Source organism: Pseudoalteromonas sp. MSK9-3 (assembly GCF_003590335.1).
GTDB lineage: Bacteria > Pseudomonadota > Gammaproteobacteria > Enterobacterales > Alteromonadaceae > Pseudoalteromonas.
This window is the reverse complement of sequence record NZ_MIET01000071.1, coordinates 134,355-152,041: the sequence shown is the minus strand read 5'-3', so window position 1 is coordinate 152,041 and position 17,687 is coordinate 134,355. Positions and strand designations below refer to the sequence as shown.

The 17,687-nt window shown below is 40.9% G+C and carries 17 protein-coding genes and 1 pseudogene; 8 read left to right on the top strand and 10 right to left on the bottom strand.

Features of this window, described 5'->3' with window-relative positions:
• The 6 genes and pseudogenes from BGP78_RS22355 to BGP78_RS22330 form a co-directional block, all read right to left on the bottom strand.
• Positions 1–150, bottom strand: a pseudogene (locus BGP78_RS22355) (IS3 family transposase); the annotation flags it as partial.
• Between the two features lie 119 nt (positions 151–269).
• On the bottom strand, positions 270–1,136 hold the full coding sequence (rluB, locus tag BGP78_RS22350; protein ID WP_010363251.1) for a 23S rRNA pseudouridine(2605) synthase RluB: 867 nt from the start codon (positions 1,134–1,136) through the stop codon (positions 270–272).
• Entirely contained in the window at positions 1,133–1,717 is a 585-nt protein-coding gene (gene scpB, locus BGP78_RS22345) for an SMC-Scp complex subunit ScpB (RefSeq protein WP_119863478.1), read from the bottom strand. The genes rluB and scpB overlap by 4 nt, the downstream gene beginning before the upstream one ends.
• A 48-nt stretch (positions 1,718–1,765) precedes the next feature.
• Positions 1,766–2,566 carry a ScpA family protein gene (locus BGP78_RS22340; RefSeq protein WP_119863477.1) on the bottom strand — a complete coding sequence of 267 codons (801 nt, stop codon included), beginning with the start codon at positions 2,564–2,566 and terminating at the stop codon, positions 1,766–1,768.
• A 9-nt stretch (positions 2,567–2,575) separates the two neighbouring features.
• Positions 2,576–3,196: an L-threonylcarbamoyladenylate synthase gene (locus BGP78_RS22335; protein WP_119863476.1), complete on the bottom strand. Its 621-nt coding sequence runs from the start codon at positions 3,194–3,196 to the stop codon at positions 2,576–2,578.
• Between the two features lies 1 nt (position 3,197).
• Positions 3,198–4,046, bottom strand: coding sequence for an RNase RNM (locus BGP78_RS22330; protein ID WP_119863475.1), 849 nt, complete (start codon positions 4,044–4,046; stop codon positions 3,198–3,200).
• Between the two features lie 447 nt (positions 4,047–4,493).
• Here BGP78_RS22330 and BGP78_RS22325 point away from each other — a divergent pair, with 447 nt between their 5' ends.
• From BGP78_RS22325 to trpA, 6 genes are read left to right on the top strand one after another with little or no spacing between them, the layout of a single operon-like run.
• Entirely contained in the window at positions 4,494–6,071 is a 1,578-nt protein-coding gene (locus tag BGP78_RS22325; RefSeq protein ID WP_119863474.1) for an anthranilate synthase component 1, read from the top strand.
• Complete coding sequence (locus BGP78_RS22320) at positions 6,064–6,651, top strand: aminodeoxychorismate/anthranilate synthase component II (RefSeq protein WP_119863473.1); 588 nt, start codon at positions 6,064–6,066, stop codon at positions 6,649–6,651. The genes BGP78_RS22325 and BGP78_RS22320 overlap by 8 nt, the downstream gene beginning before the upstream one ends.
• An 8-nt stretch (positions 6,652–6,659) precedes the next feature.
• Positions 6,660–7,664 carry an anthranilate phosphoribosyltransferase gene (trpD, locus tag BGP78_RS22315; protein ID WP_119863472.1) on the top strand — a complete coding sequence of 335 codons (1,005 nt, stop codon included), beginning with the start codon at positions 6,660–6,662 and terminating at the stop codon, positions 7,662–7,664.
• On the top strand, positions 7,657–9,024 hold the full coding sequence (gene trpCF / locus BGP78_RS22310; RefSeq protein WP_119863471.1) for a bifunctional indole-3-glycerol-phosphate synthase TrpC/phosphoribosylanthranilate isomerase TrpF: 1,368 nt from the start codon (positions 7,657–7,659) through the stop codon (positions 9,022–9,024). Before trpD ends, trpCF begins: the two co-directional genes overlap by 8 nt.
• A 7-nt stretch (positions 9,025–9,031) precedes the next feature.
• A complete protein-coding gene (gene trpB / locus BGP78_RS22305) occupies positions 9,032–10,216 on the top strand; it encodes a tryptophan synthase subunit beta (protein WP_119863470.1) in 1,185 nt (394 codons plus the stop codon).
• Entirely contained in the window at positions 10,216–11,022 is an 807-nt protein-coding gene (trpA, locus tag BGP78_RS22300) for a tryptophan synthase subunit alpha (RefSeq protein WP_119863469.1), read from the top strand. Before trpB ends, trpA begins: the two co-directional genes overlap by 1 nt.
• 7 nt (positions 11,023–11,029) lie before the next feature.
• On the opposite strand, the gene BGP78_RS22295 is transcribed toward trpA, so the two are convergent.
• Positions 11,030–11,305 (bottom strand): HU family DNA-binding protein, encoded by a 276-nt coding sequence (locus BGP78_RS22295; RefSeq protein WP_119863468.1) that lies wholly within the window; start codon positions 11,303–11,305, stop codon positions 11,030–11,032.
• A 155-nt stretch (positions 11,306–11,460) separates the two neighbouring features.
• On the opposite strand from BGP78_RS22295, the gene BGP78_RS22290 reads away from it, so the two are divergent.
• Positions 11,461–12,048 carry an inner membrane-spanning protein YciB gene (locus BGP78_RS22290; RefSeq protein ID WP_119863467.1) on the top strand — a complete coding sequence of 196 codons (588 nt, stop codon included), beginning with the start codon at positions 11,461–11,463 and terminating at the stop codon, positions 12,046–12,048.
• 68 nt (positions 12,049–12,116) lie between these two features.
• Positions 12,117–12,758, top strand: coding sequence for a CPBP family intramembrane glutamic endopeptidase (locus BGP78_RS22285; RefSeq protein WP_119863466.1), 642 nt, complete (start codon positions 12,117–12,119; stop codon positions 12,756–12,758).
• Between the two features lie 394 nt (positions 12,759–13,152).
• On the opposite strand, the gene BGP78_RS22280 is transcribed toward BGP78_RS22285, so the two are convergent.
• The 3 genes from BGP78_RS22280 to BGP78_RS22265 form a co-directional block, all read right to left on the bottom strand.
• Positions 13,153–14,727 carry an alpha/beta fold hydrolase gene (locus tag BGP78_RS22280; protein WP_119863465.1) on the bottom strand — a complete coding sequence of 525 codons (1,575 nt, stop codon included), beginning with the start codon at positions 14,725–14,727 and terminating at the stop codon, positions 13,153–13,155.
• 413 nt (positions 14,728–15,140) lie between these two features.
• Positions 15,141–15,350 (bottom strand): cold-shock protein, encoded by a 210-nt coding sequence (locus tag BGP78_RS22270; protein WP_010363226.1) that lies wholly within the window; start codon positions 15,348–15,350, stop codon positions 15,141–15,143.
• A gap of 305 nt (positions 15,351–15,655) precedes the next feature.
• Complete coding sequence (locus tag BGP78_RS22265) at positions 15,656–17,533, bottom strand: S8 family serine peptidase (RefSeq protein ID WP_182912368.1); 1,878 nt, start codon at positions 17,531–17,533, stop codon at positions 15,656–15,658.
• Positions 17,534–17,687: the final 154 nt, after the last annotated feature.

The following is a 17,687-nucleotide window of genomic DNA, read 5'->3' as shown; positions in this document are numbered from 1 at the left end:
AACGGTACTACGACCTTGAATGCCGTAATGACTTTGCGCTTGCTTATACGTGAATTCGCCTTTTTCTACTAGCTCAACAATGGATAATTTAAAGCCTAATGTATAGTCTCGTTGAGTACGCTTAATGCCTTTAGTTTTAGTGCTCTTCATAAAATAAGTCCTATATGTGTAAACACATTTCAGGACAAGACATATACCTAATACAAAAAAGCCGCTGAACCAGCGGCTTTTTTTACTTTACCCTGTTTACATCACGATTATATCGGTGCTTAAGATTGGCGACGTTTCGGCTTTTGTACCCTTTGATTATGCTTTTTCACCGCTTTACGGATCTGATTGATCTTCGCTCGCTTATCTTTGCGCTTTTCAGGCATTACAGATAACTTAGTCTGTGTTTCATTTCCTAAACGCACGGATTTACGTAAATAGTTTACTTCTGGTAACTCTAACTCTTCCCAGCCACCTTGCGGCAAACGTTTATTAAGCTCAAGTTTGCCATAACGGATCCTAATAAGGCGAGAGACTTCAACATCTTGTGATTGCCACAAACGACGTACTTCACGATTTCGCCCTTCAGTCAGCATCACGTTAAACCATTTGTTGATACCTTCACCACCCATTGGTTTGATGTTTAGAAATTTTGCGGGTCCGTCTTCTAATTCAACACCTTTCGTGAGGGTACGTAACGTTTCATTGGTTACTTCACCAAATACACGTGCAGAATATTCACGTTCTACCTCATATTTAGGGTGCATCAAACGGTTAGCGAGTTCGCCATCATTAGTAAATAACAATAAGCCTGACGTATTAATATCTAGGCGACCAATGGCTATCCACCGCTCCCCATCAATACGCGGCAATCTGTCAAATACTGTACGACGCCCTTCTGGATCTTTTCGTGTACATAGCTCACCTTCCGGTTTATGGTACATAATAACACGACAAATTCGGTCTTCTTTTTGCTCTATCTTAACAATATGACCATCAACACGGATCAACGCATCTTCTTCAACACGATCACCTAATTTAGCCACTTTGCCATCAACACTCACGCGATTTGCATCAATGTATTTTTCCATTTCACGACGTGAACCCACGCCTGCTCGGGCTAATACTTTTTGTAACTTTTCACTCATTCGGATGATTCTCTCACAGAAGGATCGCTTAACATCTGCTCTATTTTAACTTCATGCTGCTCAGGTAACTCTGGCAGCATATTTAAACCAGATAACGAAAAATAATCTAAAAATTGGTTTGTTGTCGCATATAACGCAGGTTTACCTGGCACTTCTTTAAAGCCCACAACTTTTATCCATTCACGTTCCTGTAAACTCTTCATAATGTTAGAGCTGACAGATACGCCTCGTACTTGTTCTATTTCACCCCGGGTGATCGGCTGACGATAAGCTATCAAAGCGAGCGTCTCCAAGGTCGCCCTTGAATATTTAGGCGCTTTTTCTTGCCATAAATTACTTAGCCAAGGCGTTAATCGTTTACATGCTTGAAATCGATATCCACTACCCACCTCAACTAATTGAACGCCTCGCGTTTGATAGTGCTCTGATATCGAGCGTATTGCTTCGTCAACACGCATTCCAGACGCAGCAACTTCCTTTAATACGGTTTCTCTTAATCGCTTTTTTGACAATGGTGTTTCTGACACAAAAATCGCCGCTTCTATAAGCTCAATCAACTGCTCATCACTTACACGCCGCATTACACACACCAAAATAGAACTCAATCCTCTATTATGACAGAGGTTAAGCTACTCTTGTAGCTGCAAACTCAAATAAATCTGACTAGAAGGTGTTACTTGTAAACAATTTATCAACTGCTCTTTAATTAGTTCCAACATCGCAATAAATGTTACGACAACACCACTACGACCTTCTTCTATTTTAAACAACTTGGTAAACGGGCACTGACCATCATTCTCTGATAAGTAGTGTAAAATTTGGCTCATTCTCTCTCTAGTAGATAAAGATTCAGTTGTGATCTGATGATGCTCAAATGTTTTTGCACGCGCCATTACATCAGCTAATGCCAGCATAAGCTCTTTAAGTGCAATTTCTGGCGTTTCTGCCACAGGCACTTCGCTTTCATCTACTAACGCACGAGCGACCAATATATCCCGCTCAAGCCTTGGTAATTGATCTAAATTTTCAGCCGCTGATTTATACTGTTCATATTCTTGCAGCCTTCGAACAAGTTCGGCTCGAGGATCTTCTTCCTCTTCAAGTTCTTCATGTACAGGCAGCAGCATTCTTGACTTTATTTGAGCCAATAATGCCGCCATAACCAAATATTCTCCAGCCAACTCTAATCGCAATTCAGTCATCAATTCAACGTACGCAACATATTGTTGGGTAATGCTAAGAATAGGTAGCTCTAAAATATCTAATTTATGACGTTTGATCAGGTATAAAAGTAGGTCGAGAGGCCCCTCGAACGTTTCTAGGATAATTTCTAGGGCATCTGGAGGAATATATAAATCTTCCGGCTTTTCTATCACCGCTTGCCCATGTAAAAATGCAAACGGCGGTGCTTTTTCTACTACATCACTCATTAATTAGCATCAGGTAAACGCTGCGGTGTCGCCACACCCAACACGTAAAATATCAACTTCATCTTCAGACAAGTCTATGACTGTCGTCGCTTGTTCTATTAAATAACCGCCGTGAATAATTAAGTCCACCAGTTTTTCAATTCTGAGTCTAATTTCATCAGGGTCTGATTCGGTAAACTGCTCACCAGGTAAAATTAAAGAACACGACATCATTGGTTCACCCAATTCAGTCAACAAAGCACTGGTAATAGGATGATCGGTTACCCGAATACCAATGGTCTTTTTCTTGTCATTTAATAACCGTTTAGGCACTTCTTTGGTGCCTTTAAAAATAAACGTATAGGGCCCAGGAGTGTTATTTTTTATAAGCCTGAACATTTGGTTATCTACTCGCGCATACGTAGCAAGCTCTGATAAATCTCTGCACATTAAAGTGAAGTTATGATGTTTTTCAATGCCTCTTATCCGCTCAATACGTTCTTTAGCTTGCTTATTACCAATACCGCACCCTATGGCATAACCAGAATCAGTTGGGTAAACAACAACGCCGCCTTGTTTTATAATATCAGCCGCTTGCTTAATTAGCCGTGCCTGCGGGTTATCTGGGTGAACATGAAAAAATTGGCTCATATTAACATTCCTCGTTTTCTTCCCAAAACTGCCAAACACCTTGGCAATCTTTTGGTAAGTATAGGTTTTTCCCCAGTTCTAGCCAAGGCATCGGGTAATGGAAATCTGAGCCTTGGCTGGCTAGTAGCCCAAACTCTCGACTTAGTTGCCCTAAAAACTGACGTTCGCTCGGCGCTTGTTGGGGTTGGGCGACTTCCATACCTTGCCCGCCTATCTCTGCAAACTCTTGCAACAACTTACGTAGCCACTTGTTCGACATTTGATATCGAGCGGGATGCGCAACAACACTTATGCCACCCGCTGCTTTGATTGCATTAATAGCCGTTGCCATATCACACCATGAGCTTGGCACATATCCTGTTTTATTGCGTGCTAAAAACTTTTTAAACACCCCCTGAATATTCTTTGCAACTCCACGTTCAACCAACGCGGCAGCAAAGTGAGCTCGGGTGATCTCAGCATCGCCAGCAAGCTCTTTTGCCTGCTCATAAACTCCCTCGTAACCGCGTTTGGCTAACCTAACACCAATTTCTTTAGCGCGCGCTTCTCTTTTCGCTTGTTGAGACAGAAGCAGTTCACTTAACTGCTTAGCACTTGGGTCAACTGCTAATCCGACTATATGTATTTCGAAGCTTTCCCATCGTGTTGAGATCTCAACACCAGGAATGAGCTCAAGAGCTAAGTTATTTTGCTCTATATACGCTTTAGCTGGCTGAATTGCGGCTGTGGTATCGTGATCGGTAATCGCCAATACATCTACGCCCTTTTCTGTTGCTCGCTCTAGCAACTGCGGAACCGTTAAACGTCCATCAGAAAAGGTGGTATGGCTGTGTAAATCATATTTAATCAAACTAACTCTTTTATATCTGGTAGCTTTTTATTAGGGATGAAGTATAACACTCCTAAAGGCTACGAACTTTGTATATTTTTTATATTTTTATATAACTATCGCGATTTTGCCCTTGACAGAATTGCGCCTAGTGGGGTTTACTGTACGCACTAAAGATACATATTAATGATTAACACATGCTTAAATTAACTAAAACAACAAATTGGTGGTGGCGCTCGTAGATTCGGGTGTTTCGTTGTATCTAGCGAAAGTTGAAACCCGCAAATTAAGCGGGTTTTTTTATATCTAAATAAATGTTAAAAATTGGAAGTTCACATGTTAAATAACAATGCAATGACACATTCTTGGTGGTGGTGCCTGGCTTAGCGGGACGGCATTGTTATACGTATTTAAACGCCCCGCTTAGTAAGTTTACTAGCGGGGCTTTTTGTTTTAGGGGAATGAGGTTTGATTTTTAGTCATATAACAACAACACCTGGAGAGGTGACAAGCATACGGCAGCGGCGAGAATACATCAGTAGCCCGCTATCTCTTTATGCTGCACTCGATAAAAATAACTCGCTGCTGCTAGAGTCTGCAGAAATCGATTCTAAAGACAATGTAAAGAGTATTATTTTAGTTGATGCTGCTTTACGTATCGAGTGTCAAGGCCGGCAAGTAATTGTAACTGCACTATCTAATAACGGTAAACAACTGCTGGCACATTTGGCGTCGCAGGTAAAAAATTGCCATGTAGGGTTACACGATACAGTACTCACACTGGAGTATAAAACCAGTGACGCTCAACAAGACGAATACAGTAAATTAAAAGCGGATAATGCATTTAGCGCTTTAAGAACCTGCATTAACAAAATTAAAAGTAACTCAGACACGCCATTCTCAGTGTTTTTAGGCGGCGTATTCGCCTATGATATGGTTGCCAACTTTGAGCAACTACCAGACGTACCAAACGATATAAACACTTGCCCAGACTATGTATTTTATCTGGCTGAAACGCTGGTATTAATTGATCATCAAGAAAAAACCACAGAGTTAATTGGCAATGTGTTCAATGGACCCGATGTACACGCGAATTGTTTTGAAATTGGTAAGCAACTAGAAACACTAAACCAACAATGTGATGCCGCTAAACCTTATACTCCCACATTAATCTCTGGCGAATCTCATGTCACCGTAAATATCGATGATGAAAAATTCTGTGAGCAAGTCAGCAAACTCAAGAACAACATTATTGATGGTGATATTTTTCAAGTCGTACCATCACGCGCATTTACATTACCCTGTGAGCAACCACTGGCAGCATACCAGCAGCTCAAAATTCAAAATCCTAGCCCGTATATGTTCTATATGCGAGATCAGGACTTCATCGTATTCGGTGCATCACCCGAATCAGCGCTCAAATATTGTGTTCAAAGTAATCAAGTTGAAGTTTATCCAATTGCAGGAACGCGTCAACGTGGTAAATTTGCTGATGGTACAATCAATCCAGACTTAGATAGCCGCATCGAACTCGAATTACGAGATGACAAAAAGGAACGTGCAGAACATTTAATGTTGGTTGATTTAGCACGTAATGATGTAGCACGTATCAGTGTTGCAGGAACTCGTCACGCAAAAGAGTTGTTGAAAGTAGATAGGTATTCTCAAGTAATGCACTTAGTCTCTCGCGTTGTTGGCCAATTAAAACCAGATTTAGATGCATTACACGCGTATCAAGCGTGTATGAACATGGGCACTTTGGTCGGCGCGCCTAAAGTGAAGGCTGCAGAGCTTGTTCGTCAAACAGAGAAATTTAGAAGAGGGAGTTATGGCGGCGCTGTGGGTTACCTGACCGGTGATGGCACCATGGATACCTGTATTGTTATTCGCTCTGCATTTGTAAAAAATGGGCTAGCGCATGTGCAAGCTGGTGCGGGCGTTGTATACGATTCAGTGCCACAAGCTGAAGCAGATGAAACCAGAGCGAAAGCCCAAGCCGTTATAAGAGCTGTACAGTCAACCTATCAAGGAGGTAAGCATGCGTAACATTAAAGTCTACTTTTTAGATAACTTTGACTCATTTAGCTACAACTTGGTAGATGAACTCTCACTGCTCGGCACTGAGTTGGTTATTTATCGTAACAATATTAGCGCTGAAAGAATATTTTCAGAAATGAGTAAAGAAACACAGCCTGTTATGCTTGTTTTATCACCTGGTCCGGGCAACCCTAGTCATGCAGGATGTTTACTTGAACTTATCGAACTGTGTAAAGGTAAATTCCCTATGCTAGGAATATGCTTAGGCCAACAAGCCTTAACACAAAGTTATGGCGGCACAATTGGTCATGCAGGAGAAACCGTGCATGGTAAGTCGTCAACCATCACCGCTGATGAGCATCCTGTATTCGATGGTCTTGGGAAGCAATTCCCTGTCGCCCGCTATCACTCACTGATGGCAACGGTCGTTCCTGATTCACTACAAGTTATTGCGCAGTTTGACACTATCCCTATGGCGATTTATCACCCACAAGATAAAGTCATTGGCTATCAATTTCATCCAGAATCTATATTAACCCCTGATGGTGCTCAGTTACTTAAGCAAACCATCGACTATCTGACACGTTAGGAGTCAACATGGATAGTTTAAAAAAGTTATTTGATAAACAGTCTTTGAGTTTTACTCAAGCACAAGAATTATTCGATCAGATCATGTTAGGCAATATGACTGATATAGAGCTCAGTGCTGCACTTATCGCATTAAAGCTAAAAGGTGAAAGCGTTGACGAAATAGCAGGCGCGGCCCAGTCCATGCGCAATAATGCGGTCCCTTTTGATAGCAAAGGCTTAAGCTGCTCTGATAGCTGTGGTACCGGCGGTGATGGGGCTAATACCATTAACGTCAGCACAACGGCTGCAATTGTTGCAGCCGCTTGTGGCATCAATATGGTTAAACATGGAAATCGCAGTGTTTCAAGTAAGTCTGGCTCTGCTGATTTACTGAGAACCTTAGGCATAAACCTCGAAATGAGTCCAGCGCAAGCAAGTACATGTTTAGAAAACACTGGGTTTACATTTTTATTTGCACCGCAGTATCACCAAGGTGTTAAACATGCTATGCCTGTGCGCGGCGCACTTAAAACACGCACCATATTCAATATTCTTGGCCCATTAGCTAACCCTGCTGCGCCGCAAGCACAGCTGTTAGGGGTTTATGATCCTGCGCTATGCCGACCTATGGCTGAAACACTCAAAACACTAGGCACCAAGCGAGCTATGATAGTACATGGTAGCGGGACCGATGAAATAGCCTTACACGGTACCACTGAAGTGACTGAACTCAATCATGGTAAAATTACCCAGTATACATTGTCGCCACAAGATTTTGGCCTTGGGAACTATTCACTTGCACAAATCGCAGGAGATACCCCTGAATACAATGCTAAAGCCAGTATTGCCCTCTTAAAAGGGGAAGGTCCTGATGCACACAATGCCGCAATTGCCGCAAATGTTGCAGCATTGCTAGTGCTTAATGACCAGGCAAGTACTCTAACAGAAGCAACCGACCATGTACTGACAGTAATACGCTCAGGTGTCGCTATGACCAAACTGGCCGAGATTGTGGAGGTGAGTAATGGCTAATGTACTAGAAAGAATTGTTGACGATAAACGAATTGAACTGGCTCAGCGTAAGATTGAATTACCGTTAACCGAATTTGTGAATAACGTTGAACCTTCAAAGCGTGATTTTTATGCTGCCCTTGCCAATACAGGCACTCAATTCATTTTAGAGTGCAAAAAAGCCTCTCCGTCCAAAGGCCTGATCCGCGATAAATTTGATCTCGATGAAATTACTGACGTATATAAACGGTATGCAAGCTGTATTAGTGTCTTGACTGACGAAAAGTATTTTCAAGGGTCCTATGATTACCTTGCTTATGTGCGTGGTAAAGTTGAACAGCCGCTGATCTGCAAAGATTTCTTCATTGATGAATATCAAGTATACCTTGCGCGTCTTAATGGAGGTGATGCAATATTACTCATGCTTTCAGTCCTAGACAACACACAGTATAAAGCTTTAGCAGAGCTAGCCGCAGAGCTCAACATGGCTGTACTTACAGAAGTTAGTAATGAAGAAGAGGTCGTTCGCGCACTCGAATTAGATGCGAAAATCATCGGAATAAACAACCGTAACTTAAGAGATTTAAGTACAGATTTGGCTACCACAGAAAAGCTGCGCAAGCTTATTCCTAACGATAAAGTGGTTATTTCTGAATCTGGTATTTATACCCATCAAGATGTTAAACGTTTAGCCCCTTTATGTGATGGTTTTTTAGTTGGAAGCTCAATTATGAGCGAACAAAATTTAGATGAAGCATGCCGAAAACTTATTTTAGGTGAAAATAAGGTATGCGGCTTAACCCGAACACAAGATGCAATGGCCGCTTATCAAGCGGGCGCAGTCTACGGAGGACTGATTTTTCACCCTAAGTCGCCGCGTTATGTAGACTTAGACTGCGCTAAAGCCGTTGTAGAAAGCGCACCTTTGCGATATGTCGGCGTATTCGTTGATGCTGAAAGTTCTATGGTGATTGACTACGCCCAAACGCTTAAATTAAGTGCCGTGCAACTGCATGGTTCAGAAGACACACAATACATTAACCGTTTACGTAATGGATTACCTGTAACCTGTCAGATCTGGAAAGCCCAAGGCGTAGAGACCAGTTTGCCAAAGCCTATTGATGGGGTAGACAAACTCCTTTATGACACTAAATCTGCCAAAGGCTTTGGTGGTACCGGTGAACAGTTTGATTGGCAACTATTGAAGGCCCATGATGTAAATAACTTCATGCTAGCTGGAGGTTTAACACCAGACAATGTCAGATCTGCAGCCCAATTTGGAGCGCAAGGTCTGGATTTAAATTCAGGGGTAGAATTAAGCCCCGGCAAAAAGTGTCAAAACAAATTAAAAGACGCTTTTACTAACATTAGAAATTACTGAGGTGAGAATGAATAACGCAGCCTATTTTGGCGATTTTGGCGGCATGTATGTCCCAGAGTTGCTTGTTCCTGCACTTAAGCAGTTAGAACAGGAATTTAATAAAGCACAAAAAGACGCCGGTTTTTTACAAGAATTTCAGCAATTACTTAATGAGTATGCTGGACGCCCTACACCACTTACATTGACACGTAACTTAGTTAAAAACCCAAAAGTAAAATTATACTTGAAACGTGAAGATTTATTGCATGGCGGCGCACACAAAACAAACCAAGTGTTAGGACAAGCGCTACTCACTAAACGCATGGGCAAAAAAGAAGTGATCGCTGAAACTGGCGCGGGTCAGCATGGTGTTGCAACCGCATTAGCCTGCGCATTACTAGATTTAAAATGTCGCGTCTATATGGGGGCCAAAGACATAGAAAGACAGCAACCTAATGTGTTTAGGATGAAATTAATGGGTGCTGAAGTCATCCCTGTCACTGCGGGTTCTGGTACTTTAAAAGATGCGGTAAATGAAGCGATGCGTGATTGGTCGGCAAACTATCAAACAGCCCACTACTTGTTAGGCACAGCTGCTGGCCCACACCCGTTCCCAACCGTCGTTCGTGAATTTCAAAAGATGATTGGCGAAGAAGCGAAACAACAAGTACTCGAAAATGAAGGCCGATTACCTGACGCGGTTATTGCGTGTGTCGGTGGTGGTTCAAATGCCATTGGTATGTTCAGCGACTTTATCGACGAGCCAAGTGTTAAGTTGATTGGTGTCGAGCCTGCGGGTAAGGGATTAGAAACTGACGAACACGGCGCTGCTTTGTGTAAAGGCACAAAGGGGATCTTACATGGCGCGTACACCTACATCATGCAAAATAGTGATGGTCAAATAGAAGAATCGTACTCTGTCTCAGCGGGGCTTGATTATCCTGCCGTTGGCCCTCAGCACGCGTTTTTACATGAGACCGGCCGCGCTCAATATGTAGGGATCACTGACACCGAAGCACTCGATGCCTTTCAGTCTTTGGCTAAGCATGAAGGGATCATTCCGGCATTAGAGTCGAGCCACGCATTAGCCTACGGATTAAAGTACGCTGAAAGTCAAACACAAGAGACCATCATCGTCGTTAACCTTAGTGGTCGTGGAGATAAAGATCTCGCCCATGTACACCAAGTATTAAATGAGCAAGGAGCACTATAATGAGCCGTTATGCACACACATTCGACCAATTAGCTAGCCAAAATCAAGGGGCATTTGTACCTTTTGTTACAATTGGCGATCCTAATAAATCATTAAGCTTTGAGATCATCAAAAGTTTAATTGATGGCGGCGCTGATGCACTGGAATTGGGGATCCCCTTTTCAGACCCTATTGCTGATGGCCCGGTGATACAGTCAGCCAATATTCGCGCCCTTGATGAAAATGTGAATACCGAAGATTGTTTTGAAATTATCAAACAAGTGAGGGAATATAATCAAGATATCCCCATTGGTTTACTTTTGTACTCAAACTTAATTTTTGCACGCGGGATCAATGAGTTTTACCAACAAGCTCATGATGCCGGTGTTGACTCTATTTTAGTCGCAGATGTGCCCCTACATGAATCAAAAATGTTTCGTCAAGCAGCGCAACAAGCGAAGATAGAACCTATTTTCATCGCTACGCCGAATGCTAATGACGACACCCTCCGCACCTGTGCAAGCTATGGCCGAGGTTACACTTACCTGTTATCTCGCGCTGGCGTAACCGGTACAGAGTCCACTGTACAAATGCCAGCAGACTCGATTATTGCGCAGCTAAAAGAGTATCATGCAGCACCAGCACTACTCGGCTTTGGGATATCGACTCCTGAACATGTTAAAGCCGCTTTAGACTCTGGTGCAGCGGGTGCCATTTCGGGTTCGGCTGTTGTTAAAATTATCGAGAAAAATCTAGATAATTCGCCACAAATGCTTAGCGACTTAAAAGCATTTGTCATAACAATGAAAGCCGCGACACAAAGGTAACCCCAGCTTATTCTGCTAAGGTACTTTTAAGTGCCTTAGCAGGTTTAAATTGTACTTTATTTACCCCCTCTATCATGATTTCCTCGCCTGTTTGTGGGTTTCTACCCGCTCTTGCTGGATGATAACTCAAAGCAAAAGTCCCAAAACCCGATAAAGGAACCTGATCGCCTTCAGATAGGCGCTTAGTAATTGTCGTTAAAATGGTATTTAAGGCTGCTTGTGACGTTTTTTTTGTTAATTCACTGCGCTGTGCCATTTGTGCAATGAGGTCTGTTTTATTCATTATCTCTTCTCTTAAATCAATTTTATTAGGGCCAGTATAGGACACAAAAGCTGAAGGGAAGCTGAGGCTAAGGATTTACCTCTCAAATGTCAATCTTGAACTTAACCCGAGTTCTTGATACAACCCTATGACTGATTAAAAAAAGGTAAACAACAATGTCAGCGCTACTAGAATACCTCCCACTCATTTTATTCTTTGGTGTATATAAGTTTGTCGATATTTATTGGGCAACCGGTGTGCTTATTGTCGTTTCAATAATTCAACTTGTTTATCAACATTTTACTCGTGGTAAAATTGCAACTCGACATTGGATATTTTTTGCAATTGCACTGGTACTCGGCAGCCTAACAATTTTGTTCCAAGATGAGCAGTTTATTAAGTGGAAAGCCACTGTTATTTACGCCACGCTCGCGGCAAGTCTGCTTGTATCTCGATATGTGTTCAAAAAAAATTTAGTTGAAAAAGCACTCATAGGTGTTCTAGAGTCCGCTAATGAAAAAGCAAATGCAGGTCAAGAGTCCAACAACATAGAGTTACCACCACATATTTGTGAGCAATTGAATTTAATGTGGTTTGCTATTTTAGCCTTTATCGCGGTACTAAATATTTATATTGCGTACACCTTCTCTTTAGACTTTTGGGTAAATTTTAAAGTGTTTGGCTTAATGGGGATCACGTTTGTCGCAATTTTAGTTACCTTAGTGAGAATCTATAAATACTTGCCGCAAGAGGAAGGAAATTAAATTGTCACAATTGAGTGCGCTTTTTACTGCTATAGTTTTTGAAACGAAACCTAAAGTGAGAAGCGTCTTTGAATGCAGGTCAATATCGGTGGTGTGAGCTACTTCTTGTTTTTTTCTGTTTACCCATCTTGGCGTATTTTTTTCGGTTCTATCTTGCTAACTGGCTATTTCCCGCCTTAATTATTTTAATGGCCGTATGCACATTTTTATTACTGACAGATCCCCACTTTAAACGTTTTCGCCTTACGAGCTTAGGACAGTTTTCTACAGTTAAAAAACGCATATTCACCAGCTTTTTTGCAGGTGCATTATTTTCAGCAATGCTATACGGATTATTAAATCAAGAGAACTGGTTTAGTTTCCCATTAGACTCTACACGACAATGGCTGATACTGTTACTTGCCTACCCACTGCTTTCTGTACTTCCTCAGGAACTCATATTTCGTAGCTATTTTTTTCATCGCTATAAAAGAATACTACCAAATAAAACAACTCGTATTATTCTTAGCGCGAGCGTATTTGCCCTAGCCCATTGTGTGTATGACAACTGGGTTGCCATTGGCTTATCATTTGGAGGGGGCTTGTTGTTCGCTTATACATATGCGCATAGCCGTTCGTTGCTCGTATGTGTCTTAGAACACAGCCTTTGGGGGTTATGGGTATTTACATTAGGGGTAGGTGAATACTTAGATTCGGGGCTGACTTTTTGAAGCTCTGACAAGCTTACAAACCATTAGCAACTCGACATTCCACTATAAAGTGCCAGTATGATTGAAAGTGGTATATTAACCTCAGCTCTGGATAAGCGAATTTGCCCAATAAAGCTATTTTTCTCACTCTCGGCGTTTCTTTCATTTGTAATAGCCCGCTATTGCTGTATAAAAGCGCCTTGATATTGAGCAAAATATCATCATTGGATTGTAGTTAAGTTTGTTTTCAAAACATTTTCTATTCCAAAACCCTTATCCAAACCTGAGGTTATATTAGATAAAACATAACACGGCGAAAGATAACTTTACTACCTCAAAACTGATCGAGCTTCGTTGTGGGAGCCCTCCCACACAACAAAGCTCTTTTCTTCTTTTTCAATGAAAATACGTTACTTTATTCAAACGATCCAAATGCATCATCTTCACCATATACTTTTTGACTATATTCAGCACTTACAGCAAAGGTAAACTCGCTCAGATCGTTTAAGCAGCTTACATCTGGTGAAACCCAAGGATTGGTCATAAAACTTTCCATGATGTCGACTCCACAAATGTCCTCACCAGCTGTTTTAACGCCGGTGTTAAACACAACTCCGTGTGGTGCAAAAGGCACCTCGATAAAACGTTGATTAATATTAGTAAAAGAGCCCTGTATATCTTTAGCATGATGAATTGGGGTTGCATGGTCTAACGTACCATTCAATGCAACCGTGGGTATATAGTGTTGTATTTCCTTGTAAATATATTCACTAGCGTAACGATTTGCCCATGTTTTTTGAATACTTTGTGAGAAAGCATGGTAGCTAGCATCAAAGCACACAATCGCATTCGTACAAAATTCAGCTCGTTCCCTTTCACTTCGTTTTTCATAATTAATTTCATTCATCGAGATCAGATCAAATAATGAACTCGAAAAGTTAGGTTTCAATTCATCTTTCACTGCTTTAGCACGATTCAGTATTTGAATAGATTTACCCAATCCATAATGTAATACGGCTTTGTTTAGTGCGATAACATCATTATCATTACAACGCGCTAAACGACTATAAAAAGGCAGTAACGACCGTTTATCTAGTCCAGAAATTTGAGCCATTGACCACTGTTGAAGTTTATCACGATCAATTGAGACATCTGGACAATGCACTCCAGCAAAGTGCTGCTGCACGGAGCGTCTAATACTTTCATTAACCGGCGTAATAAATTTAGCACTGCAATAGCTATCAGAGTTACAATAATTGGCTAACTGGGTAAATACTTTATCAGCATTTTCTTCATAAAGATCAGTACTAGAATTATGAGCTGGTAATACTGAGTCTAAAATGATCCCTTGTGCGCCATTAGGTGCAATTTGCGTAAACCGCTGAGCCAACATAGTGCCGTAAGATATTCCATAAATATAAGTCGGTACCCAGCTCAATGACTTGCTCTTAGAAATAGCATACTTCAAATCACGAGCAGCATTAATCGTATTAAACTCAAATAAGCCTTCACCCCAAACTTCATGCAGAGCATCAAAACACTTTTTAGGATCAAAATAACTGCATTGCAACTCGGTAGACCAGCCAATTCCTCGATGCTCTAGTATATAAACATCATAATCTCTGACTATATCAGGCATATCCTGTTCAATTACATATGGAAAATATGTGGACCCCGATACTCCTGGACCGCCACTCAACATCCACAATTGGCCTTTACTTTTGCCACCCGTTGCACTGTACTTTGAAACAAGCACTTCAATAACCTTACCAGTGGGTTCTTCCCAATTTAGTGGGGTTTGTGCAAATGAACACTCATTTCTCCCATCCAGTGTTTTAAATTGAGCTGGGCACTCTCCCCAGTTGAAAGTACGGTACTCATTAAATTCAGACACTTGTTTATCAAAGTAGCTTTCTGAGTTCGACGCAAAAGATAAATCAGCAAACCCTGTTAGTACTAATAAAGTAGCCACACTTCGTTTGAAACTCATAACAATTCCTTTTATCGGTAAAAAGATAAGCTACGACAAAAGAGAAAAAAACAAAATTGAAAAATGTTCAATGATGTAGTTAAAACGTTTAATTCTCATATTTTTACGGCTACACGCATTATAATTAACACCATCAAGTAACCGCTACAATATATAAAAGTCAAAGTAAACGTGTTGGACACAATAGCTGTGTGAGTAAATAAAGCATATATATCTCAATATGTTAGCTATTGTTTAGTGCCTTTCACACAAAAGGCTTTGAGCGCTTGCCACTGAAAGATAACTTAATCGGTATGTCGGTATGTCGGTATGTCGGTATGTCGGTATGTCGGTATGTCGGTATGTCGGTATGTCGGTATTTAAAAACAAAAAAGACAGCAGATGCTGTCTTTTTCCATTATTTCACTTTAAAATTAAAGTGGAACGATGTTGTCAGCTTGAGGACCTTTCTGACCTTGTGAAAGAGTGAACTCTACACGTTGGCCTTCAGCTAAAGTTTTGAAACCTTCGCTTTTGATTGCGCTGAAATGAGCAAAAACGTCTGCGCCATTTTCTTGTGCGATGAAACCGAAGCCTTTAGACTCGTTGAACCATTTTACTGTACCAGTAACTGTATTAGACATAATGTATATCCTGTATATAAAAAGAAATTGCTGACTATCATCAGAGTCAGACGTAATAGCACAAAAAATAAATGATATTTAAAAACTACAGGACGAGATACTAATAAAGCTTCGAAATGGAGTGTATAAAAGGTATTACTTTTAAGCTGAGACCAATAGTATAGGATTTTCCCATAAAGTCAATCATTACTTTAAATAAAAAATAGTAGTTTTGCAGCTTAACTTCCGAATCTTTACGGAAGCTAAGCTGCACATTCTTTTTAATAAGGTGGCTATAACAAACTACCTAAGTCTATATGACGTTTCTACCCACCACACCCTAATGTGAGACCTTTACATGAATACTCAGATTCCTCTGTTTCTAACCCAGTTAAATTCATCAAATGAAATGCGTCACCATTCATTTCTTGGGGACTACTTGTTGAACTGTCGCAAAATCCATTGCTCGTCCATTTATTACTGCTGACACTTGGAACTTCTCCTTTAGACCAATAGTCACTCACAAATATCTCCCCGTTATAAACGACTGTTTCACCTTTTGAATACGCTTTATTTCCGTACCAATTTTGAGGGCACGCCTGAGTCTGCCCCGATAACAAGTATTCATATGCTTTTGCGAAATCTGGCAGCCCATAGCCATACCGAGTATCTTGGCCAACTTTACCAAGGTCTAAGCTCGTTTGTTTCAATGCATTAATGACCTCGTCTCTTGTCCATTGTTGATTTTGGGACCATAACTTCGCGATACCCCCAGTCATAATTGCAGCTGCTTGAGAGGTACCCGCGCCGACAACATAGTCATCATTATAGTAACCTACCGTAAGCGACGTGTTAGCGGCTAATAACTCAGAGTTATTGTGAATCAAAGCTGTTGGATACTCGGTATAAAATGGTAAGCCAGACAGCCTAAAGTTCACGCTACTGAGATAATCAATAATTACCAAGTCACCTCCACTTTCCTTACAATTCAATTCAACTCCCTGAAGTGCTATTGATGTTGCATCAGACAAATCGTTCAAAGTTAAAATGTCAGTGAGATCTTGACCTGTCAGTGTGTATCTACATGAATCGTTTACCACAATTTTCTCTGGAGATTGGGCCGCTCCAGTATCAATCTGTGTGTATGGAATATGGGTAACGCCTTGTTGAGTTTCTAACTGAATACTTTGTATAGCAAAATGATAACGATTTGCAGTTGAAACTATCTTTGTACCTGGTGTGACAAAATCAATTTTATTGTTAATTGGTGAGAAGTCAGCCACAGTTCCACTATCATTCAATGCACCAATAGAGAGTACATTGTGATATGACGCAGGGTAATGTAACGCATCATGATGATAATCATTTAATTTACCAGAAGTTGAACCATGATTTCCCGCAGCCCCCACAAAAATAATACCTTTATCATAGGAAAGCCTATCGATCACCTCAACCATTACCCGAGAGTAATGTTCCCCACTCAAAGACATATTAATTACTTTCGCGCCGACACTGGCACACACTTCTATGGCTTCTATTAAGCTACTACCCCAAATTGTTGAGTTCTCCCCATTAGCTGTCTTGATCAACTTACTAATGTGTAAACTGGGTGCCGGATCGCTTAACGCACCTTTAATACCAATGCCATTTTCTTGAGCAGCAATGATCCCTGTAATATGTGTACCATGACTAAACGCGTCCTTATTCCAAAAGCCAGCATACGTACTGTGGTATCCCGTCGTACTGTTTGGTAAATCCGGATGTTCAGCATCTAGCCCTGAATCAATGACACATACTGGAATACTATTTGCCACTTGCGGCAATTTATCAATTGCTGTTGCACGTAACCAGTAAGGTTCAAGCTCTTTGTACTTCAGTGCTTTAGCATTTTCAGAGCTGACGCTTACAGAATGAACTGAGCCTGCATTGAGTGATAAATTCGGATTCTCTTCAACAACAACACCTGATATTCCTATAAGAGCATTAGCCTGTTGCTGATTTAATTTTCCTTTGGCAAAAATGACGTCTTCGCGACGCCACATCACGTCTAAATCTTGCATTAATTCATCATTGATCTGCCCTGAATGAAATTGAACTAAATACTCTTTCATATCTGTATTTTGATTCGATTTAACACCAAGGGAAACTAAACTAAATAACATAACCATCAGATATTTCTTACTTTTTATACTGTTCTTTTTCATAAGTTCTCCGATATGAGTTCTATAATCGATATTAGTAACGGGTGTGAAATAGAAGAAAAAGAAAGCTGACATCTCCATTTTCAGCTTTCTTTGTGCTCAAACTAAATAAGCAACTTTTCACATCCTGTAAAAGTAAGTGCGAGTTGTATTTTTA

What these genes read in the sequence shown, in the direction of transcription:
- rluB (WP_010363251.1), bottom strand. Translation starts at nt 1,136, where the DNA reads ATGAGTGAAAAGTTACAAAAAGTATTAGCCCGAGCAGGCGTGGGTTCA.
- trpCF (WP_119863471.1), top strand. Translation starts at nt 7,657, where the DNA reads ATGGCTAATGTACTAGAAAGAATTGTTGACGATAAACGAATTGAACTG.
- trpB (WP_119863470.1), top strand. Translation starts at nt 9,032, where the DNA reads ATGAATAACGCAGCCTATTTTGGCGATTTTGGCGGCATGTATGTCCCA.
- BGP78_RS22340 (WP_119863477.1), bottom strand. Translation starts at nt 2,566, where the DNA reads ATGAGTGATGTAGTAGAAAAAGCACCGCCGTTTGCATTTTTACATGGG.
- BGP78_RS22280 (WP_119863465.1), bottom strand. Translation starts at nt 14,727, where the DNA reads ATGAGTTTCAAACGAAGTGTGGCTACTTTATTAGTACTAACAGGGTTT.
- BGP78_RS22320 (WP_119863473.1), top strand. Translation starts at nt 6,064, where the DNA reads ATGCGTAACATTAAAGTCTACTTTTTAGATAACTTTGACTCATTTAGC.
- BGP78_RS22335 (WP_119863476.1), bottom strand. Translation starts at nt 3,196, where the DNA reads ATGAGCCAATTTTTTCATGTTCACCCAGATAACCCGCAGGCACGGCTA.
- trpA (WP_119863469.1), top strand. Translation starts at nt 10,216, where the DNA reads ATGAGCCGTTATGCACACACATTCGACCAATTAGCTAGCCAAAATCAA.
- BGP78_RS22270 (WP_010363226.1), bottom strand. Translation starts at nt 15,350, where the DNA reads ATGTCTAATACAGTTACTGGTACAGTAAAATGGTTCAACGAGTCTAAA.
- trpD (WP_119863472.1), top strand. Translation starts at nt 6,660, where the DNA reads ATGGATAGTTTAAAAAAGTTATTTGATAAACAGTCTTTGAGTTTTACT.
- BGP78_RS22295 (WP_119863468.1), bottom strand. Translation starts at nt 11,305, where the DNA reads ATGAATAAAACAGACCTCATTGCACAAATGGCACAGCGCAGTGAATTA.
- scpB (WP_119863478.1), bottom strand. Translation starts at nt 1,717, where the DNA reads ATGCGGCGTGTAAGTGATGAGCAGTTGATTGAGCTTATAGAAGCGGCG.
- BGP78_RS22290 (WP_119863467.1), top strand. Translation starts at nt 11,461, where the DNA reads ATGTCAGCGCTACTAGAATACCTCCCACTCATTTTATTCTTTGGTGTA.
- BGP78_RS22265 (WP_182912368.1), bottom strand. Translation starts at nt 17,533, where the DNA reads ATGAAAAAGAACAGTATAAAAAGTAAGAAATATCTGATGGTTATGTTA.